The following is a 25,511-nucleotide window of genomic DNA, read 5'->3' on the forward strand; positions in this document are numbered from 1 at the left end:
TTTTATTAGAATCCTACTCGAAGACAATAAGTGTTTTTTCTATTTTCCAATTATCTATGGTTTTTATTTGGTCAAAGGCAAGCAAACAGCTTATCTTAGCCTACACTAATGCTTACAGATAATGATAGAAACAACCGTCATACGCTTTTTTATTGGTAGACACGTTCATCCATAAATTAGTTTTAAGCACTTTTCACTGAGTGTACAGGATGGATCTCGTTTTTCAGTGCAAGATAATATTTTAACAGCTCTTAACCGATCAATAGGGGATATCCATGAGTTTATTACTAGAATTAGCAGGCAACAAAGCAAAAGCTCGCGCTGCAGCCAAAGAACTAACCGTAGCACAACTTGAAAACCTTATCGCAGGCTTCACTAAAGCCCTAGAGAAAGCGAAAGAAGAAGAGCAAGCTCAACAAGAAGAGCAACGTATCAAGTCTGCTCGTGCTGAAGAGATATCACGCCTAATCGCAGAAAGCGGCCTTACATTAGACGAACTTAGCGCTTTAACAGCACCTAAAGTTGGCGCAACGAAAGGTAAAACCGTTGATCCTAAATACCGTCTAGAAAAAGACGGCGAAGTCTATGAGTGGACAGGCCGTGGCCGCACACCTAAAGTATTCCAAGAATACTTCGATGCTGGTAACAGCCGTGATAGCGTAGAAATTAAATAAGAATCTTTCTTATTTAAATAAACTAATGCTCGATTAGTTCCGTAAATAAAAAAGCGACTTTATGTCGCTTTTTTATTTAATCATACAAATACAATTTGGTATTTATTTAACACTGTATATTAAATCCCAAACACCGTGCCCAAGCTTTTCGCCACGTTGCTCAAACTTAGTAAATGGACGCCACTCCGGACGCGGATGATATTGCCCAAGGCCCGCCGCATTGGCATATTCACCCTGCTCTTCCATAACTTCAAGCATATGCTCTGCATAGGGCTCCCAGTCGGTTGCCATATGAAAATAGCCACCAGCCTTTAAAACACTGGCCACTTGTTGCGCAAATAATGGCTGCACAATACGGCGTTTATTGTGTTTCTTCTTATGCCAAGGATCTGGAAAGAATAATTGAAAAGCGGAAGCGGCTTTTTGTGGCAGGCATTTGTCCATGACTTCAATAGCGTCGTCACAGTAAACACGAAGGTTCGTCACTCCTTGTTCTTGTGCCAGCATCATAAGTTTTGCCACACCTGGCGGGTGAACTTCAATACCGATGAAATCTTTTTCTGGCGCTAAGCGGGCCATTTCAACTAGAGACGCCCCCATACCAAAGCCCACTTCAAGCACCACGTCTGACTCACGGCCAAAGACTTCTGTATAATCGATACGCCCTGCGGCTAATTCAAGACCATATACGGCCCAGTTTGCATCATAAGTTTTTTGCTGCCCTTCGGTCATACGACCACCACGAACCACAAAACTGCGTATAGTACGTTTTTTTACCGGTTCTTTATTTTCTGTATTTTGATCTTGCATGGTCTTGTCGTGTTCACACTTTCGTAGAATAAAATAGGGGTCAGAATGAAGGTTGGCGATTAACGCTCAGCTCTATCATTTGAATGGCGCTAATGCTAACCGAAATAAAAGTTTTTGTCCTGCTCAAAGCGCAGGTAGAAGTATTCAGAATGGTTATATTTAGTTGCTAGAACTGCGAACAAAGCGCCATACGAATAACCCCCAGCCAATTAGATAGGCTAAACCACCTAATGGGGTAATCATGCCAAGCCATGTGAAACCTGTAAGCGTCATTATATAAAGGCTTCCAGCGAAAAGAAAATTACCGAGGAAAAACCAACGCAATATTCCCACGGGATGATGTATGTGAGAAATTAAAGCAATGACGAGTAAGCCTGCCAAGCTGTGATACATGAGATATTCACTGCCCGTTTGCCACCAAACTAATGCTTGAGGGTTCACTTTATGAGCCAAACCATGGGCACCAAAAGCGCCCATGACCACAGACAATGCTGCTTGAAGGGCGAATATCGCGCCCCAAACAGGTAATCGTGTCATTGAATTTTTGTTCATGAAGACTTATTGCAGCTCGTTCAGATAACCATTACTGCCAATGGCAAAATATTTACCGCCGGTACCAAACGCAAGGGCGAGAACTCTCGCGCCAGTTGGTCGAGTGGTGTCCTTAAGATGCAAATCCCAAGTTTTTTCGACTTCTCCAGTGCTAATACTCAGCAAACTGACACGTCGGTTAACCGTGCCCATCAGTAAGCGTCGGCGATCTTGAGAAAAGACTGCCTGACTAATGGTGACATTACGAGACTCTAGCGCACCGGTATCAATATCCAACACTTCACGGCCCGTCACGGTAGACCAAATTTTTGCATTACCTAACTGAGCAGCACCAAAGGCATATTGCCCATCGGCAGACAAAGCGACACTGGCAATACGGTTATTTAATGTCCATTCATGTTTTTTCTCGCCGGTTTGCATGTCCCATAAGATAACCTTGTAGTTATCATCGCCAGTTAAGCCCAACCTACTATCAGGTGACACATCAACGGCTCGAACCACAGCACCGGTTCTCAGTGTTTGTTTGATGCCACCATTTTTCACATCAAAGAAACGTGCGGTCTGATCATCCAAACCCACCAAGGCTAGATCACCATTTTGAGTCAGCTTAAGGGAACGAACATCCCCCGGAGTATTCCAAAAACCTGCTGATTGACCATTGCTTGTATTCCATAACACCAAGGTGCGTGCCCCACCCGTTAAAGCAAAACTACCACTCGGGTCGATATCCACACTGATTAGCGGAGTGTACTCTCCTTGCTGATGATTCCAGTTATAAAGACGCTCACCTCTTGGGTTGTCCCAATAACTGCCTCCATGCTGAATCGAAGCCACGACTGAACTGCGGCCATCATCACTCAAGACCGCCGAATATAAGCCTTGTACCGCATACTCTGCGGTTCTGCTTGGTGCTTCCGCCGAGCAAGACCAGAGCACAGTGGCACTCAAGGTAACCAGCGACATTTTAGTTAGAGATTTAGTGAGCGTTTTCACTGTGGGCTTCATGCAATTCCTTGATCAACTTATCTTCAAATTGAAACCGTTCGGTCATTACTAGGCTTAGCGCTTGAATGGAAATCGGAAAATCCGTTAGCTGTTGGTCGCAATGGTCAGCATTATCAAATTTATCGTTAAACTCTATCGCCAACTGAGTGCTGCTTTCGATTTCTGGCAATAGGCTTTTAAGCATTTGTAAGGCGCTGTTATCACCAAAATCTTGTGCTTCTAACGCCAACTGCTCATAAAGGGTGAAATGCCCTGCCGACACATAATCCATTAGCAACTCACACAAAGACTGAATGTCTGGCGTATCTTTGGGTGTTAAATGTTTTTTCTCTTTCAGTGGCTGACATGCTTCGACCAAGGCACGACGCCCTGCCAATAAGCGATCAATGATATCATGCACACCACCCCATCGTTCTTGCGCTGTCTTGCAACCTTCTAACATATCGAATCTCCACCAAAAAATGTGAGGGCATGACCAAGCTTAAGGAAAACATCCATCGTTTGGTCCATGTCTTCAAGCATATTCCGATCTATTTATCCCTGCAAGGCAACAATAAGTAGCAATAAGTAACCTTAAGTAATCACCCCTTTGTGCGAGACGATTGAATAGCGATCCATATATTTACAATGGCCATGCCTGCAAACGCCACTAGGGTCCAAGCCGGAATACTCAAACCTAAGAAGGTCCACACCACATCACCACACTCCCCTGTTCCCATAATCATGGACTCCATGATTTCCTGCCAAGGGAAGACTTCAAACATATAACTCAAGCCTGGCAGACACGCTGGTAGTTCATCTGCAGGTAAGCTTTGTAAATACAAATGACGCATCGCCAAGGCCGCCCCTAAACTGGAAAAGAGCACGACAGCCCATGCTGAAAAACGACGAACCTTTTGATTCTGAGTCAACGCAGACCCTAACGACATAATACCCACAGCAAAAAAGGCAATTCGCTGCATCATACAGAGTGGGCAAGGTTCTAAACCCATTTGATATTCCATATAAAAAGCCACGGCTAACAAAGCAAATGCTGCAAAAGCAACCAAACCATGGAAGCGACGTGCTGTTACAAATTCGAACATTAGGTATCCTTAACAAGAAGAAGCGATAGATGAAGGGGATTATTACAGACATTCTCTACTAGAAGAAGTTCCTCAACCACAAAATACTGCTGACATGAGCCTTAAAGGGCGGTTAGTATACGAACTAACATAACGAACACGAGACTTACCCATGTCATTAGGCTTTACCTCATACAACAAATACCTTTTATTGACGCTTTTTGTATTAGCAGCATCGTTACTAAGTACCAACATTAAAGCGGAAGACGAGCCAGCTCCAACACCTGTCTACGTTGAATTACTACCCGATTTTATTGTGAACTATGGTGAACCTGCCGCACGTTTAAAATACATTAAAACAAAAATAAACCTGAGAACTGATAGCAACCATGAAGGTTTGATTATCCTAAACATGCCATTAGTTAGAGACACCCTAGTCATGTTTTTGAGCACTCGTACACCAGAGCAAGTGTCAGGTGCGATTGCTCGTGAACAAACCCGAAAAGATGCTGCTGTGGCAATCAATGAGGTATTAAAAGAAGAGACAGGTCAAGAGCCTGTTATTGATGTGTTATTCGCAAGTTTTGTCACTCAGTAAGAAACAAAATGAGCAAGCTTTGGTTACCAGTTTTTTATTTTATAAAGCTGGCAGTCAAAGCTTAATAGATTTAAAGCTCAACAATATCATTCGGATCAACATAGCCGCTTAACTTATCTGTCGGCTCGTTATTAAAGAACTTATCCATTTGCTCCATCACGTACTTGCGCGATTCTGGTAGCATGAGATTCAATTGCTTCTCGTTAATCATCATAGTTTGTAAAAGCTGCCACTCTTGCCAAGCTTGTTTAGAAACCGTTTGCAGCACTTCCTGCCCTTTCGCCCCAGGCAATGGCGCTCGATCTAGCGCTTCCAACTCTTTATTGAACTTCTTACAAAATACGGTATTCGCCATAACAACAACTCATAAAATAAAAGATTAATTCCATAATGGTGTCACCGCCATCAAAAAACAAGGCGGGCTTTTTCTTTTATGGGTTCCCCATGAGTAGGAATGATCTTGCCTATAACCATAATTGAGAGACCCTTCCCCCTAAAGGGGGACCTACAAAAGCAGGCGGAAATCATGTTGCCAAACAGGGTGGCATCATTGCCTAGGGTTTTAATTGAGGCATCTTTCCCTCTAAAGGGGGACCTACAAAAGCAGGCGGAATTGATGTTGCCAAACAGGGTAACATCATTGCCTAGAGTCTTAATTGAGGCACTCTTCCCCCTGAAGGGGGACCTACATTTGGGGCAGAGATCAAGCGACACGTTTCCCCGTCCCTCGTAGGTGCGGCTTTAGCCGCAGGCGGAAATGATGTTGCCTAGGAACATCATTGAGGCACCTTTCCCCCTAAAGGGGGACCTTGTGGGGGGTGGAAATCATGCATGTCGTTAAGTTGTGTTTACCGTGTCGATGCCACTTCCAATAATATGCTGCGCACTGGTGCGGGGATCCCCATTTCTAATGCGCCTTCAAGGCTAAACCATTGATATTTATTGCTTTCCATCACGCCCTCTATTTTTCCGATGTCGACTCGGCTAGGGCTAATGTCTAAATGGTAATGGCTGAATGTATGTCGAAAGGAGCTTAAAGCCGTCACATTTTGCACTTGCGTCAAAAACCTTTGTTCCGCATGCATCACGATAGACTCGTCTTCGGCAAGCTCAGGAAGGCTCCATAAGCCGCCCCAAATTCCTGTTTGCGGGCGCTTTTCCAACAGTAACTGCTGCGCTTGATTACACACCACCAGCAGTTGAATGGATTTTTCTGGCTTAGCGGCCTTTTTTGGCTTACGCACAGGAAAAGCCGTTGGATCTGGGCTCATTCTCGCCAAGCAATCATCTTGCAAAGGACACAACAAGCATTGAGGTTTAGAACGAGTACACAAGGTAGCACCAAGATCCATCATGGCTTGAGTGTAATCCCCACATCGACTTGCAGGCATATAAGCTTCCGCTAAATCCCACATAGCCGCTTCTGTTTTGCGCTCTCCTGGCCAAACTGCTACCGCATGAAATCGCGCTAAAACTCGTTTCACATTGCCATCAAGAATAGCCGTCTGCGCCCCACGTGAAATGGACAGAATCGCCGCCCCAGTCGAGCGTCCAATACCCGGCAATTCACAGATTCCTTCGAGGGTTTGTGGGAATTCTCCATCAAACTCCGCGACCAGTTTTTGCGCCGCTTTATGCATATTCCTCGCTCGAGCGTAATAGCCTAACCCACTCCAATGGGCCAGAACCTCATCTTGGGGTGCTGCCGCTAAGTCTTCTACAGAAGGAAATGAGTTCATAAACTTATGGTAATAAGGAATCACAGTCGTCACTTGGGTCTGCTGCAACATGATTTCAGAGATCCAAACACGATAAGGGGTTTTGTTCTGTTGCCAAGGGAGGTTTTTACGGCCATGCTCGTCAAACCATGCCAGCACTCGGTGAGCAAATTGCTCAACCGGTGCAATATAAGTCGCATTATCCATGAAGTATTAAAATAGACTCTTAAGTTTGTTTTTCAGCTTATCTTTTAACGCATCCTGCTCAGCTTCTAACTTAGCTTTTAAAGCTTCCCGCTCGGCTTCAAGTTCTGCTTCAAGCTTAGCCTCTAACGCTTTCTGCTCTGCTTCGAGCTTTGCTTTTAATCGCGCTTTTTCAGCTTCCGCTTTTTCCGCCAATTCAGCCTTGATTTCTTCCTTGGCCAAATCCGTGAACAACTTGCCAAAACCAGCTAGGTCAGGACCACATAAGCTCGCAGGGTCATCGCTAAAGTTGCCACGGCAAATTAGAGGAAACGTTAATTTCTGTACTTTCTCATTCACCACACAGGCGTCATCTAATTGACTGCCAGACACACCCACATTTGTTTGATAATCCAGTGATGAGTTAGGCAATGAAATCTCACCATTACCTGTCACAGACAAACCCACTGACTGAATTTTTAAGCCGGGAGTAGAAACAACGCCATTTACGATATGCGCAGGGAAGGTCATGGTTTCAAACGGTGTATTCTCGCCAAAGGCATTACTGTTAAGGGTTTTATTACGCACTTTAGCGATCCCTTCACAAACGCTCTTGGTCAGGTTCATTCCCACCAATGCCCCTTCATGAATGTCGACCAATAAGTCACCATTAAGTGAGTTCATCAGGGTATCGATTTGATTCCCTTGAGTGTGCAAATCCCCCGTTAGATATGTCGCTCCGGATACTTTATCCATCTCCATAAAGTCTATTAACAAAGGCTGGATTTGTATTCCTTTCACTGCGGGCAAAATGTCTATCTTGGGGACATTCCCTCGAGCATCTAGTGTCACATCAGCCGAAACTGAGCCATCGTATAAAGTAGCATTGAGGGGAGCGACAGTGACCAAACCTTTATTTTGGGTAGAATCCAGCTCTAGCTCATCGATTTGCAGGTTCTTTATCTTAATGTCCTTAAACAAGACACCAATATGACCGTTTAATGAGCGTACTAGCTCCATTGGGATCAAACCTTCAGCTGTGTCTGCGACTTTTTTATCCGCCGAGACTACATTTGCAGTTTGCCCGCTTGATGCCTGCTGTGCCTTTGATTGCTGACTTGGCCGTGGCACATCATTAGCTTCTTCCTCTACAGGCTCAGGTAAATAGCGGTCTAAATCTAGCCCCGCACCTGCTAAACGCACATCCCAATTAAGTGGCGACAAGCCAATCACAGCATTGGCTTCCATGGTCGTATCATCTAATACAATCGAAATAGGCTGTGCTGTTATGGTTCGACTGTCTCCCTCTAGACTCATATCTAAAGAGATGTTTTTTAGGGTTTCTGGGTCAGCCATTTCAGGCAGCTCAATGTTGAGTTTTTGCAGCAGTTCGCGGCCATTAAATGCTCCCAAAGACATGGTCGCCGTGAACTCAGGGTTACTCAAAACTTGGTAAGCTTCCACGCTGGCATCAAGATTTAAATCCAGCGCACTAATCGCCAGCCCCTCAATCAGTAAATTTTCTTGAGGCAAGTCTGCCGCGATATTTAAAACATTCAACTTGGCGGTTAAAGGGCTCACCGGTAAAGCGTCTGACGTCACTTCTGTCGTTAACACCACAGAGTCTAATGACAAGGCTTCACGGCTTGGGAAAAGCGTTAAGTTTGCGTTTAAATCCAAGGTGCCTTCTAAAGCATTCTGCCCTTGTAGGTCACTCTGTTTAAAAGCCATGTCCATGACCATGGGCCAAGCTTTATCCCACTGCACATTCGCCAATTCCACATTGGCGGTAGCCGTGATCAGTTGCTGGCTCATTTCATCACGGTAGCTTAACTTCGCGTTCTCTATTTGAAGGGATTCCAGGTGAATTTCTGGCAATGTAAAGGGCGCAGTGTCATCAGAACTAGGCGTTACTGGAACCTGACTTGATCCAGTACCAGAAGCCACCGCAGGCTGGGCTGATGGGGGCGTCACTGGGCTCTCGGCTGACCCTTGATATTGCCAATTGGCTTTACCTTGGGCGTCCACCACTAGATTCGCTTGAAGATTTACCAAACGGACTTTATCTACTTGAATGCTTTGTTTCAGCAAAGGCATAACCGCTAAGCCAAATTCCGCTCGATCAAACTGCATGACTTCAGTTTCACCAGCAAAGGCAACGCCGACGTTTTCCAGCTCTAGTCCTAACCAAGGATAAAACGACCAGCCTATGTCACCATCTAAGCGCAAGGCGATATTGGCTTTGTCTAAGGCTACGCTCTGTAGCTCATCTTTGAAGCTGTTTGGGTTCACAAACAACATGATGTAGGCCACCAGCAATAAGACTACAGCCAGTAACCCTGTCATTAACCACAACAATCGCTTTATCCACAGCATGTAACACTCCTAAAAGTTATCGCCTGCTTTGATTCAAATGCCGATAAGCAGGACAATTCAACATAATTGCCCATCATCATACCATTCGTAGCTGGGCTTTATCGACGTAATAGCTAAGCATCATTAAAAACAAGTGCACAAAGCGTAGATGCTAAACCGCCCACGTTCTATAATAGCGCTTTAATGTCATATCTAGCGGCTCTTGTCATGAAAGGGACAAGACCACTACCAACGTGGAGAAAGCAATCAATGTCCGATCGCATTGCCAGTGTCGAGCGCAATACGCTTGAAACTCAGATCAAGGTGTCGATAAACCTAGACGGTACCGGTAAATTTAACTGTGTCACAGGTGTTCCCTTCCTTGACCACATGCTTGATCAAGTGGCACGCCACGGTTTGATTGATTTAGACATACACGCTGTTGGCGATTTGCACATTGACGCTCACCACACGGTTGAAGACCTTGGCATCACCCTAGGCCAAGCGTTCGACAAAGCGGTTGGCGATAAGAAAGGTATTAAACGCTACGGCCATGCTTATGTGCCACTGGACGAAGCGCTTTCTCGCGTTGTTATCGACTTTTCAGGCCGCCCTGGCTTAGAAATGCACGTGCCATTTACTCGTGGTTCCGTTGGCGGCTTCGACGTTGATCTATTCTCCGAGTTTTTCCACGGCTTCATCAACCACGCAAAAGTTACTCTGCATTTGGACAACTTACGCGGTAAAAACACTCACCACCAAGCCGAAACCATCTTTAAAGCCTTCGGCCGTGCTTTGCGCATGGCGCTAGAAGTCGATGAGCGTATGGCTGGGCAAATGCCGTCTACCAAAGGCTGCTTGTAATCCAGTACCCATGACATTGTAATAGATGTGGAAAACAGTATGAGCGAAGTAAAAAAATCCACGGTTGCCGTGATTGATTATGGCATGGGCAACCTTCACTCTGTCGCGAAAGCGCTAGAGCACGTAGCAGACGAAAACACCCAAGTGGTGGTCACCAGCGACCCTGCCGTGATTGATGCCGCCGACCGAGTATTATTACCCGGTGTTGGCGCCATTCGTGACTGTATCGGTGAAATGCACAACACAGGCTTAGTGCCGAGCATTCGCAAAGCCATGGCGGAAAAACCTTTTCTGGCGATCTGTGTCGGCATTCAGTCCCTTATGTCACACAGTGAAGAGAACGGCGGCGTTGACTGCCTGAATCACTTCCAAGGTAACGCCTTGTTTTTTGGCGAAAACCACACTGATCACGATGGCAGCAAATTAAAAGTCCCTCACATGGGTTGGAATCAGGTAAAACAAACCATCCAGCACCCTCTATGGCAAGGCATCCCAGACCAAGCTCGCTTCTATTTTGTACACAGTTTTTACGTGGTACCAGAAGAGCAAACAGAAGTCGCTGGTACTTGTGACTACGGATTAGAATTCTGTGTGGCCTTAGCACGCAACAACGTGTTTGCCGTGCAATTTCACCCAGAAAAGAGCCATAAAGATGGTCTGCAGCTGTATAAAAACTTCATCCATTGGGATGGCAAACCCTAAACGCCAATTACTCCCCGAACAACTTAGGAGCCAGTCATGGGCTTAGCTAAACGAATTATTCCTTGCCTAGACGTGGACAATGGCCGCGTTGTGAAAGGCGTACAATTTGTCGACATTCGCGATGCGGGTGACCCAGTGGAAGTCGCCAAACGTTATGACGAACAAGGGGCGGATGAAATCACCTTCTTGGACATCACGGCCAGTTCCGACGACCGAGCCACCACAGTCCACATGGTGGAAGCCATTGCCAGTCAGGTGTTTATCCCGCTGACCGTTGGCGGTGGTATTCGTACCTGTGACGATATCCGCCGCATGCTCAATGCGGGGGCTGACAAAGTAGGTATTAATACTGCTGCAGTGTTTAACCCTGAATTTGTCCGCGAAGCCGCACAACGCTTCGGTTCTCAATGTATCGTAGTGGCCATTGACGCGAAAAAAGTAAGCGCTGAAGGCGAGACGGATAAATGGGAAATCTTCACACACGGCGGACGTAAGCCGACCGGTCTCGATGCCGTCGAATGGGCGAAGAAAATGGTGGACTACGGTGCGGGCGAGATTCTGCTTACCAGCATGGACCGTGACGGCACCAAAAATGGCTTCGATCTGGGCGTGACCCGTGCCATCAGTGAAGCCGTACACGTACCCGTGATTGCTTCTGGTGGCGTGGGCAACCTTGACCACCTTGTGGATGGGGTTACCCAAGGCAAAGCGGACGCTGTATTAGCGGCCAGCATTTTCCACTTTGGTGAATACAGCGTCCAACAAGCGAAACAACGCATGGCCGATGCCGGCATAGAAATGCGCCTGTAATCCCGCACCACATGTAGGTCCCCCTTTAGGGGGAAAAGTGCCTGAATCAAGACCCTAGGCAACATCATTTCTGCCTGCGGCTAAAGCCGCACCTACGAGGGATGGGGAAATAAATTACATAATTTCCACTTCCCGCTGAATCCGCATCAACAAACCCCTGATTCCTCTGACTTATTAATTCTGCAATTAATGTGTACTAGGCAAGTGTTACTTGCCGATGCCAAGCCTAGACTAGTACAATCTTGGAAATTTTATTCTTGGCTTACATTTCTCAGAAGGAACTCTTCTTGACCACTTTAACTGATGCTTTACGCGCACTTGCGCTTCATTGCCAGCAAGAAAATGGCTCATCGGCACTGACTTTTCACCGCGGTGTAGAACGAGAAGCATTACGTGTGAATCGCAAAGATGGTCGCATCTCCCATTTGCCTCACCCTAAGCGTTTAGGCTCTGCCCTTACCCATGGCTCCATCACCACGGACTACTCTGAATCCTTGATGGAATTCATTACCGGCGTACACCCAAATGTGGAAGGCGTGATCACTGAGCTAGAGAATATTCATAATGTGGTCAACCATGAGCTGACCGCACAAGACGAGTGTTTATGGCCTGCCAGTATGCCTTGCTTTCTGGAAGATAACGCCGATGTGCCTATCGCTTACTATGGCGAATCCAATACCGGCAAACTCAAGCGTGTTTATCGTGAAGGCCTGTCCAATCGCTATGGTCGCATCATGCAATGCATTGCAGGCATGCATTACAACTTTTCCTTCGATGAAAGTTTCTGGTCTTTCTTAGCCAATCACAAAGGTCAAAATCTGCAAAACGCAGCAGAGAAGCAAGCTTTTCAGTCAGAAAATTACTTCACCCTAATTCGTAATTTCCGCCGTAAATCATGGATGCTGTCACTATTATTTGGCGCCTCCCCTGCCGTTGACGAAAGCTTCTTGAAAGAAAAGCCAAGCAGCCTAACCACTTTAAAAGAAAATACTTGGCTTGGGTCTCAAGCAACGTCTTTACGCATGAGTGATCTGGGCTATCAGAACAAAGCTCAGGCGGGGCTATACGTTTGTTATAACGAAGTGGATACCTATATCCAAACCGTGAAGCAGGCGCTTCGCACTCCTTATCCGGATTATCAAAAGATTGGCGTGAAAGTAAACGGTGAATACCGCCAACTTAACGACAACTTGCTACAAATCGAAAATGAGTACTACAGCGACATTCGTCCAAAACGTGTAACTCAACCGGGCGAGCACCCTAGCGCCGCTTTGCAAGCGCGAGGGGTGGAATACATTGAAGTGCGCATTATGGATCTTGACCCTGAATCGCCTATTGGTATGACACCGGAGACGTTATATTTCATCGATGTCTTCCTGCTTTACTGCATGTTACGCAGTGATGCACCGCTGACAGCCGATGAGTGCAAAAAGCTACGTAACACCCAGCAAGAAATCGCTCTCTATGGCCGAGACCTAAGCCGAACCTTTGAATTTGGCGAAGGCCCAGTGGAATTGCGCGATAAAGCCAACCAGGTTTTAGATGATCTCGCCGTGGTGGCCGACTTCTTAGTTGAACAGACAGGGAATGCTTTGTACCGTCAGGCTATTTTGCAACAGCGAGCAAAACTAGAAAACGAAGCGACGTTACCAGCGGCTCGTATGCTAGAACGCTGCCAGCAAGCTCAAGGCTTTCAAACAGCCATGTTAGCTTTAGCAAAAGAGCAGCAGAGCCAATGGCTGGCCGCCCCATTAAACGATGAGCTGACAACAAGCTTTAATCGACAAGCCGAGGAATCCCTTGAGCAACAGGCTAACATTGAAGCTGCAGACGAAGTGGACTTCGACCAATTCCTAACAGCTTACCTACAGCCTCAGTAAGCCAAAGTTTGTTGCATAAAAAAGCCTCTCCCGAGGCTTTTTTCGTTTATATACAAGGCTTAGGCATTGGGCGAAACGGGGATTTCATCTAGATTATCAAACACCAGCCATTCTGCTAATTTGATGCGTAGGGCATCTACCCCATCGCCATTTAGTGCGGAGAAGGTTTGTACAGACCCATCCACACCCAACTCTTTCAAAGCTTTTTGAACAGAAAATTTCGACGCTTGGGCAGGCCCACGCTTTAGCTTGTCTGACTTGGTTAATAGAACATGCACCTTCATATTATTGGCACAGGCCCAATCTAGCATCATGGCATCAAATTCTTTTAAAGGATGGCGAATGTCCATCACCAAAACGACCCCAGCCAAAGAACGGCGGTTCATTAGGTAATCTTGCATGTGGGCTTGCCAGACTTTTTTCATCTCGATCGGCACTTTTGCGAAGCCATAACCCGGCAAATCGATTAAACGACGATCGTCCACATTTAAGCCAAAGCAGTTAATCAGCTGAGTACGACCTGGTGTTTTTGACGTACGCGCCAGCTTCTTTTGATTGGTCAGCGTATTAAGCGCGGTAGATTTGCCCGCATTCGAGCGGCCAGCAAACGCCACTTCAATACCTTGGTCTAGTGGGCATTGGGACAGTTTCTCGGCACTCTTGATAAAGTGGGCAGATTGGAATATTGAGTCAAAAGGGGTCATATATTGGATTAATCGTCTGTCGATAAGGGTGAACAAAAAAGTCTTTCTAATAACTGCGTATGATGCCAGCAATTGCTATTTTTTGCCATTAAAACCCCAATTAAGAGCACAAATACTGAACACAGTGCTCTTGCTACCATCATGCTACCTAAGTCCTTAATTCGGCACCTGTACCCATATAGGGAAATCTACATGATTGTCATAATAAAATGCCACCCTAAAGATATAAGGTGAATAGCGGCTTCTATATTGGCGTAAGAAAATTAACGGCTTGTAAGTTTCTTGTAAACTTGTTGAAATAGCTGAACTTTATTTAATAGAAAGAATCGTAATTTGATGTATTAGTATGCATGATAACATTCATTACTTTCTTTATTCGACTCTAGGAGTTCTTTCATGAGCAAATTGCTTTCTGCTTTCATTGTTTCCTTACTGTTACCTTTGGCTGCAATGGCTGCCGACTACAGTGATGGCAATGGCTACACAACAATCAAAAATCCAGTGCGCACCGCTAACCCAGATAAAATCGAAGTAACAGAGATTTTTTGGTACGGCTGTCCACATTGTTACAGCTTAGAGCCTATCACTCACGCTTGGGCTGCCAATGCACCGAGCGATGTTGAATTTAACTTCTTACCAGCCGTTTTTGGCCGTGGTTGGTTAGACCACGCAAAAGCTTTCTACGTTGCTGACTTATTAGGTATTGAGTCTGATATTCGTGACGATTTATTTAATGCCATTCATGTTGAAAAGAAACGTCTAAACTCTGAAGATGCTTTGGCTGAATTCTTTGTTGCCCATGGTGTAAACGAAGATGAATTTCACAAACTTTATAACTCTTTCGCAGTTAACAGCCGTTTGAGCCAAGCGGACGCTAAAATTCGTGCCTACGGCGCTCGTGGCGTACCAGGTCTTGTCGTAAATGGTAAATACCTAGTTACAGCACAAACCGCAAATGGTAATAATAACATCTACAAGGTTGTCGACTTTTTGATTGAGAAAGAGCGCAACCAATAAATCAACAAAGAGAGGCAATATGGCGGAGTCCCCAAATGGAAAGCTGGTCGAAGCACTGCGTAAAGCCGTGTCGAGAACCAGCATGTTGGCCGAAGGACATGACCCAGAACTGGACTCCGTTGTTCGACAAGTTCGTCAGAAAATCACCACAGGTGATGACGCCAAAGAGATACAAAAAGCGCTGACGAGTGTCGAGCCTCTCATTCTTAAAATAGACGAATCTCGGATTCATCGAGCCAAGCAAGTCCGCGACACCTTACACGATCTGTTGGATATGCTGGAGCAACTTGATAATCCAGTTCCTCAAAAAGGTAAGCGTCAACTTGAAGGTGCGATTCGCACCCACTGGAACACCCCTTCTAAATGGCCTGAATTATTTCAGCTTTATCTGGAATTGGCGCAAAGCACTCTGGATAACAATGTTGACCAGCAAGAATCGAGCTTTTCTTTTAAACGCTTGTTTCGACGCCCAGAAAAAATTGCCGAACAAAAAACACCTCAAGAAATTAGCGCACAAATTGCCCATAGTTTTACCGCACTGCTCAGTAACTTATCCTTACCTAGCCATTATGACGATGATATTAGTCAGCTAAAACGCGCACTGAGCAGCAACCAAGATTTTAATCAACTACCTCAACTGCTTGATGATGCGATTAACCTCATCAGTCTTGCTATTACGGGCTCCCAAACAGGGCTAACCAATTATTTAACTCAGCTAAATAAACAACTCGCCAGCATCAATAACAGCATAGTTACCAGTTATAAAAAGCAGCGTAATCTGTCTAGCAGCCGAGAAAATTTTGATCAACAGCTAAAAACACAAATGGCTGGCACGAAAAAAGAAGTGCACGAAGCCACAAACTTGGAGGCTCTAAAAGGGTTAATTGATGAGCGAATGACGACCATCACCCAAACCATGTCTCAGTATCGAACCGAAATGATCGAGCAAGAAAAGCAGGCCAATCAATCAATTTCCTTACTGAAGAACAAAGTAAATCATATGGAAAAAGATGCCGAATCCTTACGTGGCTTGTTGCAGCAACGCCTTGCCCAAGCCATGACGGACTCTTTAACCAACTTGCCAAATCGCGCTGCTTATCAAGAAGCCATTACCACACTCTTTGATTTAATGAACAAGCAAGGCCAACCCCTCTGCTTAGCTGTGTGTGATATTGACCACTTTAAAAAGATAAATGATTCGTGGGGACATTTGGCTGGCGACAAGGTGTTGCGCCTAGTTCCGCGCCAAGTACGCAACATTCTCGCCAAAGATGACCTAATGTTCCGCTACGGTGGCGAAGAATTTGTCATTGTCTTGCCGAACACCAGCTTAGAGCAAGCCGTAGCGAGAGCCGAACAAGTGCGCTTAGAAGTCGAAAAGACCCCTTTCAATATGGAAGGCGAGCCCGTTTCTGTCTCTATTTCCATTGGTGTCGCTCAGGCTCAACCGAATGAAGAACCCAATAACTTATTTGCTAGAGCCGACAAACAGCTCTACCAAGCGAAAAACTCAGGACGAAATCGAGTCAGCGCAGATAAATAGATGATACAAAGCAGTACCAGAGGCAAGCTGACACAGTTACAATAGAGCACCTATTTACAACCAAGTTAACTATCTCTGATAAAGAATTCGGCGAATATAACGCCCGTAGGATGACCTAGTTTATGCAAGATGATCAGAACAAAACCACCCACTTCGGCTTTAAAGAAGTTCCTACCGATGAGAAAGTGGCCGCTGTTGCGCAAGTTTTTCACTCAGTAGCCGCCAAATACGACATCATGAACGATCTTATGTCCGGTGGGGTTCATCGTCTTTGGAAGCGTCATACTATTAGTCAGTCCGGCGTACGCGCAGGCAACCAAGTGTTGGATATTGCTGGCGGCACAGGGGACCTTACCCTTCAGTTCTCACGACTAGTAGGCAGTACTGGTCAAGTTATCTTGGCGGACATCAACGACTCCATGCTCAAAGTTGGCCGCGACAAACTGGCCAACAAAGGTGTCGTAGGCAATGTTAAATTTGTACAAGCTAACGCCGAAGCTCTTCCTTTCCCTGACGACTCGTTTGATTGCATCACCATTGCATTTGGCTTGCGTAATGTAACCGATAAGTCCAAGGCGTTGGCCTCCATGTACCGAGTTCTGAAGCCCGGCGGCCGCCTATTGGTACTAGAGTTTTCCAAACCTGAATCCGAAATGCTTTCTACGGTTTATGATCAATACTCTTTCCGTTTATTACCTATGATGGGCAAACTGATTGCCAACGATGCTGACAGTTACCGTTACTTGGCCGAATCGATCCGTATGCACCCTGACCAAGAAACGCTAAAAGGCATGATGGACGAAGTAGGTTTTGAGCGCACCAGTTTCCAAAACCTCACCGGCGGTATTGTGGCACTGCACAAAGGGTTCAAATTCTAATTATGTTCACCAGTGCTTTTCGCTTATTACGTATTGTCTACACCATTATTCGCTATCGCTTAGACGCTTTTATCCCTCTGCATCTTTTGCCATGGCACCTTAGATACACCCTAGGCCTTTTATGTTTAATTGGCCGTAACAGAGCGTCCAAAAACAAGGCAGAGCGTTTGCGCCTCGCCTTAGAATCTCTTGGTCCTATCTTTGTAAAATTCGGTCAAATTCTTTCGACTCGACGTGACCTTTTGGATGATGACCTTGCAGATGAACTCGCTAAGCTGCAAGACAAAGTCCCTGCCTTTTCCGGGGAAGTGGCTCAAGCCATCATAGAAAGAGACCTTAAATCCCCTGTCAGTGAACTGTTTGCCCAATTCGACAGTACGCCACTGGCTTCTGCCTCCATCGCGCAAGTACACACTGCGACCTTACACTCGGGTGAAGAGGTCGTGGTTAAGGTTATTCGACCGAATATTGAAAAAACCATCCGCCAAGATATAGGCTTGCTATACAGTTTGGCAAATTTGGTCGCGAAAACCAGTGAAGATGGCCGACGTTTACGCCCTGTCGAAGTGGTCACAGACTATGAATACACCATTTTAGATGAGCTAGACCTAGCCAAAGAAGCAGCCAACACAGGTTTATTACAGCGTAACTTCACAAACTCTGACTTACTCTATGTTCCACAAGTTTATTGGGACTATTGCCACCGTAACGTCATGGTAATGGAACGTATTTCTGGCATTCCCGTGGCGAATATCGACGCTCTAAACCAAGCCAACACGGACATGAAGTGTCTTGCAGAGCGTGGTGTGGAGATCTTCTTCACCCAGGTGTTCTCGCACAGTTTTTTCCATGCAGACATGCACCCTGGCAATATTTTTGTTGATGTTAGTAACCCGCAGAAGCCTAAGTACATCGCTATTGACTGCGCCATCATGGGCAGCTTGGACGATGCAGATAAAAGCTACCTTGCCCGCAACCTACTAGCCTTCTTTAAGCGTGACTATCGCTTAGTAGCTGAGCTGCATGTAGAAAGTGGCTGGGTACCCAAAGGCACACCTGTACACGCTTTTGAGTCGGCTATTCGCAGTGTTTGTGAGCCGATGTTCGCCAAGCCGTTAAAAGACATCTCGTTTGGACAAGTTCTTATTGGTCTATTCCAAACGGCACGTCGCTTTAATATGGAAGTGCAGCCTCAGTTAGTGTTGCTCGAAAAAACCCTTCTAAACATTGAAGGTTTAGGACGACAACTCTATCCAGACCTCGACCTTTGGGTAACGGCTAAACCTTTCCTAGAGCGTTGGATGAAGGAACAAATGGGGCCAAAGCGCGTCATGGAAGAAGTTTCCAAACAAGCGCCAGAATGGGCGGGACAACTGCCACAAATTCCAAACTTGGTCTTCTCTGCCCTGCAACAAATTTCCTTACAACAGGAGCAAACCAAGGCTCAAACAGAAGCCATCACCAAGCTTGGCAAATACATCAAAAAAGACCGTCAAGGCATCCCCTTTAGATTGCTAGGTTTAATCAGTCTAGGGGCGGCTTGGGTGACCACAGATCCTTCTTCCTTAGAGCACTTGAAGAATGTCGACATCATGAGTGGCGGGCTATTTCTACTCGGTTTATACCTTATTGTATTAAAACCGTAACATCTTGGAGATTATAATGAACACTGATATATTGGCTGAACTTGCCGTAACACTTGAACAACGTAAAAGCGCTGCAGCCGACTCTTCATATGTTGCTAGCCTCCATGCAAAGGGCTTAAACAAAATCCTTGAAAAGGTAGGCGAAGAAAGCATAGAAACCATTCTTGCTGCGAAAGATGCGGCCACGTCCGAAGACAAAACAGACCTCGTTTATGAAACCGCTGACTTATGGTTCCATACACTCGTAATGTTATCGCATTTAGATTTGGGGCCTGAAGACGTTATCAACGAACTGGCGCGACGCTTTAACTTGTCTGGCTTAGAAGAAAAAGCCAATCGAACGAAATAACCAGGAGAAAGATTATGTTAGGTGGTATTAGTATTTGGCAACTATTGATCGTATTGGCGATTTTGGTTCTTATTTTCGGCACTAAGAAATTAAAGAACCTAGGTTCGGATCTTGGTGGCGCTGTGAAGGGTTTTAAAGAAGCCGTAAACAAGGAAGAAGATGAAAACGCCCCACAGCAAACAGCACAAGCGAAAGTCATTGATGTGGAAGCTAAAAAAGACGATAAGAGCGCTTAATCTGTGTTTGATATCGGTATTTCAGAGCTACTCGTTGTCTTTGTTGTTGGTCTCCTAATTTTAGGACCAGAGCGTTTGCCTCATGCGGCCAAAACCGCAGGCTTATGGATACGCAAAATTCGTCGCAGCATCAACTCGGTGCAAAGAGAGATTAATGCTCAACTAGATGACGAAGAAATGCAGCGCAAAATCCTTGAGACCAACAAGAAAGAACTGGCGGAGCAACCCGCTAAGCCTGCCGACGAAAGTAATGGTGAGCGCGTCATTCAAAATACCATCACTCCGTTACCCGAAAAAGTCCCGGAGCCTGTTGAGCCAGCTCAAGCAGAAGATGATGCCAACAAAATTGCACCAGAACCTTTAAACGCGGAACATATCGACACCAGCAAGAACGCTAGTTAACAACCGCCTTAAACAACTACTTGTGGACTATTGACGCTTTATGGATTCTCCTTCTTCAACTCCAGCACCTCTTGTTACCCATTTAATCGAATTAAGAAATAGATTGCTGAAAGCTGTTTTGGTGATCTTGGTGTTGTTTGTTGGGCTGTATACGTTTGCTAACGATTTGTACCTGATAGTTTCTGAGCCGTTAAGACTCCTGCTACCGAGCGGTAGTTCACTTATCGCCACAGAAGTGGCTTCGCCTTTTCTCGCGCCGCTAAAACTGACCTTTGCTATCGCTATCCTTATCTCTGTTCCCTACACCTTGTTTCAAGCTTGGTCTTTTATTGCCCCTGCCTTATACAAAAATGAAAAGCAGATCGCGATCCCATTGCTGATCTCCAGCATCTTCCTTTTCTACGCAGGGGTACTGTTTGCTTACTTCGTGGTTTTGCCCTTAATTTTCAGCTTCTTCACCACGGTTGGTCCTGGTGAAGTGACCGTGATGACAGACATCAACAACTACTTAAACTTTGTGTTAAAGCTATTCTTTGCCTTTGGCGTGACCTTTGAGATCCCTGTGGCCACGTATCTACTGATTAAAGCTGGTGTTACCAATGTTGCCGCTTTATCAAAGAAACGCCCTTACATCTTCTTAGGCTGCTTTGTCATTGGCATGCTGATCACGCCTCCAGACATCTTCTCTCAGACGTTACTGGCTATTCCTATGTTCCTATTGTTCGAACTAGGACTCATCGCCGGCAGAACCGTAAAAGTCGAGCCAGAAGAAACGGACGAAGCTGATCAAGCGGCATAAAACCCTGATAAGCAAAATCCCTCCCTGTTTTCCAAATATAATTCCCTCTTTTTGGGGGAATTGAGCCTTAATTAACGCCCAGCATCTCCGCAACCCAGTCAAATGGGATCTGCAAACTGCCCCACAATAGGAAATGTCGCTTAAACGCTATAACTGGTCGATTCGATTTAACGCTCCGGACTTAGCTGTAAATGAGAGGCTCACAGCATTAGCTCACCAATATATCCAGTTGTGATCGAACATAATCACAGATTTTTGAATAGAGAATTCCACCTTCTTCTGTGACATTAAAGCCATGTAAACCACCATGAACTAAACCGCGAATAATACACAACTGGACAGAAACGTTTGCCGCCTGCAGTGCTTGCTGATAATTACGAGCATCGTCTACTAGTGGGTCGAACTCGGCGGCAAACAGCATGGTATTGGGTAAAAGTTCATGACTTTGCGCTTCAAGAGGCATCAACTCTTCCACTTCCAAAGCAGATACATTGGGTGTTTGAATGTATTGCTCCCAGCAAAAATTCAAACTATCCAAATCCAATAAGGGAGCATCAGACATAGCCCCGTGGGAGACTAACGTGCCAATTTTTGATAAGGCAGGATAAATAAAACATTGCCCATAAGCCCCAGCCTGCCCTTTACGTCGAAGACGCAGGGATAAAGCCGCCATTAAATTTGCTCCTGCACTGTCCCCCATCAACATGATCGCTGGCGAGCTATTTATCGCTAGGGATTGATAAACGCACTCAATGTCATCAAGGCCTGCAGGAAATGGCGACTCTGGTGCCAGCGAATAATCAATGGCAATCACTTCTACACCACAGTCATTGGCTAAATGGGCACAGAAGCTATCATGGCTATCCAAGTTGCCCAAATACCAACCACCACCATGAGCAAAGAGTATTCGAAGGTTATTTGAAGAGTTTTCAGTTATGTAACGCCTAACCGGAACACTTCCAATATCACTGTCTTCAACCGCCAAACTCGAAGGTGGAGAACAGGCAAAATGGGAGGTCATTGCCTGATAAGCGAGCCTTTGAGCATCAATTCCTTGTGTCACAACGTCTGTAGGAAAAAATGACAAACTTTGATTCACAAAGTTTGTCATTGATACACTTAATGGGTATTTTTTAACCATTTATTGGTTCAACCCCTTATTAAATTCCAAACTTAAGGTAACCAGGTTTCGACGATTTTCGAATTGTTTTTCACCCACTCTTCCGCCATATCGATAGGGTCTTCATTTTCACTGGCAATTTTATATACCCACTCACTTACGTAACCAGCATCTAGAGAAACCTTGCTCAAGAATTCTGCCACTTTAGGAGCTCTTTCCTCAAGGGAGACAGAGTACCCAATGAAAATCTCAGTTTCTGGAATATTACAGGTAATATCGCTGTCTTCTAGCCAGTTTTCTGTGTCATTAAATTTGTAGCAACCTTCTGGATTGTAGTCTTCATGTTGCTTTTTGCTGTCACCGGCATAGCCTGTAAACTTAGGTTCTTCGAGCTTTCTAAGGTCATACGCGTAGTGAAGCCACTCTGGCGTCCAGTAGTAAAACAAGATCCCTTCTTTCTTACGATACGCCGTTTTCAACTGTGCTTTGATAATGGAGTCTGAAACCACAACAGGCTCAAAGTATTCATCAAAGCCATAACTTTTTGCTTTTACTTGGTTGATCTTCACCCCTGTCCAACCCGGTGCACCAGGCCAGTATTCACCTAAACCATCACCGTCAGAATCAAACAGTTTTGCAATTTCAGGCTTTTTCAAATCATAAACAGATTTCACGTTGTATTCGTCTTGAATATAACCCGGTATATAAAAACCATCTGTTCCCAAATAAGGGTGTTGATTGACCTTCACACTTTCTCTACTTCCTTTCGCAACAAATTTAGCTAAAGGCTCTGTTTGTGAAGAGCTCCAGATATCAGGGTGAATATCCACGCTTCCTTTACCTTTATCCATTGCTGACCAAATTGCGGCTTGATCGGCGGCGATGATTTCCACATCCACATCGAAGTTTTCTTCCATGATTACTTTCAATATATTCTCAATCGCAATCGAAGCATCCCAGCTCACTTCACCAATTACTATGGTCTCTTTCGCCACAGCGACCTGAGGTAAAATTAAGCCTACTGCAGCGGTTAATCCTAATGTTGATAGTACTTTTTTCATCGATTTTTCCTCTTTAATGTTCCATTAACAGTTCAGGGAGAAACTAACTTTCTAATACTTATTCACACACTTAACTCAACTCATGCTTTGGAATGATGACCTTGGATAATCTTGTCGAGGATCATGGCACATAGCACAATCGCCAAACCTGCCAGCAGACCTTTGCCCGCATCAAGATGCTGCAAGGACGTCAAAACATCATAACCAAGCCCACCCGCACCGATTAATGCGGCGACCACCACCATTGATAGACTCATCATGATGCTCTGATTGATCCCCGCCATAATCGATGGCATTGCCAAGGGCAGCTGCGCCTTAAATAGAATCTGTCGAGGGCTTGCGCCAAAGGCCAACATAGCTTCAATTACGGAGGGGTTAACTTGCTGTATACCTAACGCCGTTAAGCGAATCATTGGTGGCATGGCGAATACCACCGTCGCTAACACTGCTGGCGGCTTACCAATCGAAAAGAAAGCAATGGCTGGTATGAGATAGACAAAACTCGGCATGGTTTGCATGACGTCTAAAATTGGATTCAGAAAACGGTTAAAAGCGGGTTTCTTAGCAGCCAACACGCCTAGCGGTGCACCTATAATTAGACAGATAAATACCGAAGCCCCAACCAATGCCATGGTACTCATGGATTTATCCCAAAAACCAAACGCGCCAAGGTAAGTTAGCGCCGCGGCCGTAAACATTACCACTCTCCAGCCCGCCATCTTCCACGAAAGCAGCAGTAGTAGCAGCGCCATAACAGGCCAAGGTGTGCCGATAAACAACAACTCTAAAAAATCCAACATGCCACGAATGGCCCAAGTAATAGAGTCAAAAATGTCTTCAAATGAAATGGTCAGCCATTCAACAAATGCGTCGATACTTCTCGCCGTTGAGGAGGCAATTTTACGACTGGTTGGGAAGGTATCTAAGATTTCAACAACCTGTGAGGCACTAAATTTGTATACGGTCACAGGAAGAATGGCCGCTATTAGCGCTGCGCCTTTGAGGACTCTATTATTGCTTGTACCGCTTAACAGACCTTTATTCACTCGCCACTTACAGTAAAGCTTGTAGTACATACTGTTCGCAACACAACCAGCTATTAGATGACTGACAATGAGCACACCTAACCCAACGGCAGCGCTTGCTTCTGGGTAGGTTTCTGCACTCCAAAAACTCCTCGCCATGGAAATACAAGCTAGAGTATCCGTTACCAATAACAGCCAGAATAAAACCCATACATTTCGGCTTGCTGCCCATAAGGGGCCATAAAGCGCAACCGCTAAGTTGAGTTTATATTTTTCTCCACCGATGATTTCCTTAAATGACTGAGAGTAGTACTCGGTCGAACTTCCTAGAAACTGCTTTAAGTCTTCGATCTCCTTCTTATTCAGAGACTTATCTTGGTTATCCGTTGCGTTGACGCTTGCACCTTGCTTCGTAGCATTACTCATTAACATCTCTCCCCTGTATTCCGCGCAATAACTGTCGCTTAGTAATCACCCCAATTTCTATGTCCTGTTTGACGACTAGAATTGGGCTTTCATGATCAATCGCTAAGTTAATGAGCTCATCTAGGTCTGCGTCATGAGCGGCTATTGGACATAGACCTTTATCTAACACGTTATCTTTCAAATATTCGTCAATGGGACGCATGATGGACTGGGCGGAAACCAGTTTTAAACGTGAGATGTCTTTCACAAAGTCGGCGACATATTCGTTCGCAGGCTCAGTGACAATTTGCTCAGGAGTACCGATTTGAACAATCTCGCCGTCTTTCATGATTGCGATGCGGTTACCAATACGGATGGCCTCATCCAAGTCATGGGTGATAAAGATGGTGGTTTTCTTCATTTCTCGAGACAGCTCTAGGAACTGATCCTGTAACTGTCGGCGAATTAGAGGGTCTAGGGCACTGAACGGCTCATCCATCAACAAAATGGAAGGATCAGCCGCCATCGCCCGTGCTAGGCCTACCCTTTGCTGCATGCCGCCAGAAAGCTCTGAAGGCAAACGATCTTCCCAGCCATCAAGTTGCACTAACTCAAGTTTTTGTTGGGCGACTCGCAAGCGCTTAGACTCTTCCACGTGTCGCAATTCAAGCCCTAGCGCCACATTATCTCGAACCGTACGATGGGGGAGTAAGGCGGTATGCTGGAAGACCATACCTATCTTTTCTGCACGAACTCTTCGAAGCTCATTCGCGTCTAGGGCATTGATATCTTCACTTTCTATGAAGATATCCCCTGAGGTGGGCTCAATTAAGCGATTGATGTGACGTACTAAGGTTGACTTGCCGCTTCCAGAAAGCCCCATAATACAAAATATCTCTCCCGGTAATGCCTGAAAGCTTGCGTTGGCGACTCCCACCACGCAGCCGTATTCTTCCCGCACCTGATCTTTTGTTAGCCCTTGGCTTTTGACGGCCTGCAAGGCTTCAAGGGATCGCTCGCCAAATATTTTCCAGACATTCCTACACTCTATTGCAGGTTGTTCAGTATTGGTCTCTGACATCTAACTTAGCCCACCTATTTTGATTGGATG

At 45.5% G+C, this 25,511-nt stretch carries 27 protein-coding genes; 14 read left to right on the plus strand and 13 right to left on the minus strand.

Going from position 1 to position 25,511, the window contains the following annotated elements; translation table 11 throughout:
* The first annotated feature begins 275 nt into the window (after positions 1-275).
* The gene (locus ACUM5Y_RS04025; protein WP_445975565.1) at positions 276-674 is read left to right on the plus strand and encodes an H-NS histone family protein; all 399 of its coding nucleotides are present in this window, start codon (positions 276-278) and stop codon (positions 672-674) included.
* A gap of 102 nt (positions 675-776) precedes the next feature.
* Here ACUM5Y_RS04025 and trmB read toward each other — a convergent pair whose 3' ends face one another.
* From trmB to ACUM5Y_RS04050, 5 genes are all read right to left on the minus strand, one after another.
* Positions 777-1,484, minus strand: coding sequence for a tRNA (guanosine(46)-N7)-methyltransferase TrmB (trmB, locus tag ACUM5Y_RS04030; protein WP_445975566.1), 708 nt, complete (start codon positions 1,482-1,484; stop codon positions 777-779).
* Between the two features lie 159 nt (positions 1,485-1,643).
* Positions 1,644-2,036, minus strand: coding sequence for a DUF423 domain-containing protein (locus ACUM5Y_RS04035; protein ID WP_445975567.1), 393 nt, complete (start codon positions 2,034-2,036; stop codon positions 1,644-1,646).
* A gap of 6 nt (positions 2,037-2,042) precedes the next feature.
* Positions 2,043-3,041: a WD40 repeat domain-containing protein gene (locus tag ACUM5Y_RS04040; RefSeq protein WP_445975568.1), complete on the minus strand. Its 999-nt coding sequence runs from the start codon at positions 3,039-3,041 to the stop codon at positions 2,043-2,045.
* Positions 3,013-3,483, minus strand: coding sequence for a sigma D regulator (gene rsd, locus ACUM5Y_RS04045; RefSeq protein ID WP_445975569.1), 471 nt, complete (start codon positions 3,481-3,483; stop codon positions 3,013-3,015). The genes ACUM5Y_RS04040 and rsd overlap by 29 nt, the downstream gene beginning before the upstream one ends.
* Positions 3,484-3,622: 139 nt before the next feature.
* Positions 3,623-4,126 carry a disulfide bond formation protein B gene (locus ACUM5Y_RS04050; RefSeq protein WP_445975570.1) on the minus strand — a complete coding sequence of 168 codons (504 nt, stop codon included), beginning with the start codon at positions 4,124-4,126 and terminating at the stop codon, positions 3,623-3,625.
* Positions 4,127-4,277: 151 nt separating this feature from the next.
* On the opposite strand from ACUM5Y_RS04050, the gene ACUM5Y_RS04055 reads away from it, so the two are divergent.
* Positions 4,278-4,703, plus strand: a complete 426-nt coding sequence (locus tag ACUM5Y_RS04055) for a flagellar basal body-associated FliL family protein (RefSeq protein ID WP_445975571.1) — start codon at positions 4,278-4,280, stop codon at positions 4,701-4,703.
* A 70-nt stretch (positions 4,704-4,773) separates the two neighbouring features.
* Here ACUM5Y_RS04055 and ACUM5Y_RS04060 read toward each other — a convergent pair whose 3' ends face one another.
* The 3 genes from ACUM5Y_RS04060 to ACUM5Y_RS04070 form a co-directional block, all read right to left on the minus strand.
* On the minus strand, positions 4,774-5,058 hold the full coding sequence (locus ACUM5Y_RS04060; protein ID WP_445975572.1) for an oxidative damage protection protein: 285 nt from the start codon (positions 5,056-5,058) through the stop codon (positions 4,774-4,776).
* 493 nt (positions 5,059-5,551) lie between these two features.
* Positions 5,552-6,628 carry an A/G-specific adenine glycosylase gene (gene mutY, locus ACUM5Y_RS04065; RefSeq protein WP_445975573.1) on the minus strand — a complete coding sequence of 359 codons (1,077 nt, stop codon included), beginning with the start codon at positions 6,626-6,628 and terminating at the stop codon, positions 5,552-5,554.
* A 6-nt stretch (positions 6,629-6,634) separates the two neighbouring features.
* Entirely contained in the window at positions 6,635-8,980 is a 2,346-nt protein-coding gene (locus tag ACUM5Y_RS04070; protein ID WP_445975574.1) for an AsmA family protein, read from the minus strand.
* 249 nt (positions 8,981-9,229) lie between these two features.
* On the opposite strand from ACUM5Y_RS04070, the gene hisB reads away from it, so the two are divergent.
* From hisB to gshA, 4 genes are all read left to right on the plus strand, one after another.
* Positions 9,230-9,823 (plus strand): imidazoleglycerol-phosphate dehydratase HisB, encoded by a 594-nt coding sequence (gene hisB, locus ACUM5Y_RS04075; RefSeq protein ID WP_445975575.1) that lies wholly within the window; start codon positions 9,230-9,232, stop codon positions 9,821-9,823.
* A gap of 39 nt (positions 9,824-9,862) precedes the next feature.
* On the plus strand, positions 9,863-10,525 hold the full coding sequence (gene hisH / locus ACUM5Y_RS04080) for an imidazole glycerol phosphate synthase subunit HisH (RefSeq protein WP_445975576.1): 663 nt from the start codon (positions 9,863-9,865) through the stop codon (positions 10,523-10,525).
* 36 nt (positions 10,526-10,561) lie between these two features.
* Positions 10,562-11,335 carry an imidazole glycerol phosphate synthase subunit HisF gene (gene hisF / locus ACUM5Y_RS04085; RefSeq protein WP_445975577.1) on the plus strand — a complete coding sequence of 258 codons (774 nt, stop codon included), beginning with the start codon at positions 10,562-10,564 and terminating at the stop codon, positions 11,333-11,335.
* 287 nt (positions 11,336-11,622) lie between these two features.
* A complete protein-coding gene (gene gshA / locus ACUM5Y_RS04090; protein WP_445975578.1) occupies positions 11,623-13,215 on the plus strand; it encodes a glutamate--cysteine ligase in 1,593 nt (530 codons plus the stop codon).
* 59 nt (positions 13,216-13,274) lie between these two features.
* Here gshA and yihA read toward each other — a convergent pair whose 3' ends face one another.
* Positions 13,275-13,919, minus strand: coding sequence for a ribosome biogenesis GTP-binding protein YihA/YsxC (yihA, locus tag ACUM5Y_RS04095; protein ID WP_445975579.1), 645 nt, complete (start codon positions 13,917-13,919; stop codon positions 13,275-13,277).
* Positions 13,920-14,315: 396 nt separating this feature from the next.
* On the opposite strand from yihA, the gene ACUM5Y_RS04100 reads away from it, so the two are divergent.
* The 8 genes from ACUM5Y_RS04100 to tatC all read left to right on the plus strand — a co-directional run bounded on the left by ACUM5Y_RS04100 (position 14,316) and on the right by tatC (position 20,789).
* Positions 14,316-14,936, plus strand: coding sequence for a thiol:disulfide interchange protein DsbA/DsbL (locus ACUM5Y_RS04100; protein WP_445975580.1), 621 nt, complete (start codon positions 14,316-14,318; stop codon positions 14,934-14,936).
* A gap of 19 nt (positions 14,937-14,955) precedes the next feature.
* The gene (locus tag ACUM5Y_RS04105) at positions 14,956-16,479 is read left to right on the plus strand and encodes a GGDEF domain-containing protein (RefSeq protein ID WP_445975581.1); all 1,524 of its coding nucleotides are present in this window, start codon (positions 14,956-14,958) and stop codon (positions 16,477-16,479) included.
* Between the two features lie 122 nt (positions 16,480-16,601).
* Entirely contained in the window at positions 16,602-17,357 is a 756-nt protein-coding gene (gene ubiE, locus ACUM5Y_RS04110; protein WP_445975582.1) for a bifunctional demethylmenaquinone methyltransferase/2-methoxy-6-polyprenyl-1,4-benzoquinol methylase UbiE, read from the plus strand.
* Between the two features lie 2 nt (positions 17,358-17,359).
* Positions 17,360-19,003 carry a ubiquinone biosynthesis regulatory protein kinase UbiB gene (gene ubiB, locus ACUM5Y_RS04115; RefSeq protein ID WP_445975583.1) on the plus strand — a complete coding sequence of 548 codons (1,644 nt, stop codon included), beginning with the start codon at positions 17,360-17,362 and terminating at the stop codon, positions 19,001-19,003.
* Positions 19,004-19,019: 16 nt separating this feature from the next.
* On the plus strand, positions 19,020-19,352 hold the full coding sequence (locus ACUM5Y_RS04120; protein WP_445975584.1) for a phosphoribosyl-ATP diphosphatase: 333 nt from the start codon (positions 19,020-19,022) through the stop codon (positions 19,350-19,352).
* A 14-nt stretch (positions 19,353-19,366) separates the two neighbouring features.
* Complete coding sequence (gene tatA, locus ACUM5Y_RS04125) at positions 19,367-19,588, plus strand: Sec-independent protein translocase subunit TatA (RefSeq protein ID WP_445975585.1); 222 nt, start codon at positions 19,367-19,369, stop codon at positions 19,586-19,588.
* 3 nt (positions 19,589-19,591) lie between these two features.
* Positions 19,592-19,990: a Sec-independent protein translocase protein TatB gene (gene tatB, locus ACUM5Y_RS04130; RefSeq protein ID WP_445975586.1), complete on the plus strand. Its 399-nt coding sequence runs from the start codon at positions 19,592-19,594 to the stop codon at positions 19,988-19,990.
* A gap of 40 nt (positions 19,991-20,030) precedes the next feature.
* Entirely contained in the window at positions 20,031-20,789 is a 759-nt protein-coding gene (gene tatC / locus ACUM5Y_RS04135) for a twin-arginine translocase subunit TatC (protein ID WP_445975587.1), read from the plus strand.
* A 208-nt stretch (positions 20,790-20,997) separates the two neighbouring features.
* Here the strand turns inward: tatC and ACUM5Y_RS04140 are convergent, their stop codons facing one another.
* The 4 genes from ACUM5Y_RS04140 to ACUM5Y_RS04155 form a co-directional block, all read right to left on the minus strand.
* Entirely contained in the window at positions 20,998-21,900 is a 903-nt protein-coding gene (locus ACUM5Y_RS04140) for an alpha/beta hydrolase (protein WP_445975588.1), read from the minus strand.
* A gap of 62 nt (positions 21,901-21,962) precedes the next feature.
* Positions 21,963-22,970, minus strand: coding sequence for an ABC transporter substrate-binding protein (locus ACUM5Y_RS04145; RefSeq protein WP_445975589.1), 1,008 nt, complete (start codon positions 22,968-22,970; stop codon positions 21,963-21,965).
* A gap of 80 nt (positions 22,971-23,050) precedes the next feature.
* On the minus strand, positions 23,051-24,421 hold the full coding sequence (locus ACUM5Y_RS04150) for an ABC transporter permease (protein WP_445975590.1): 1,371 nt from the start codon (positions 24,419-24,421) through the stop codon (positions 23,051-23,053).
* Positions 24,414-25,481: a quaternary amine ABC transporter ATP-binding protein gene (locus ACUM5Y_RS04155; RefSeq protein ID WP_445975591.1), complete on the minus strand. Its 1,068-nt coding sequence runs from the start codon at positions 25,479-25,481 to the stop codon at positions 24,414-24,416. Before ACUM5Y_RS04155 ends, ACUM5Y_RS04150 begins: the two co-directional genes overlap by 8 nt.
* Positions 25,482-25,511: the final 30 nt, after the last annotated feature.

The organism is Marinomonas dokdonensis (assembly GCF_052747885.1).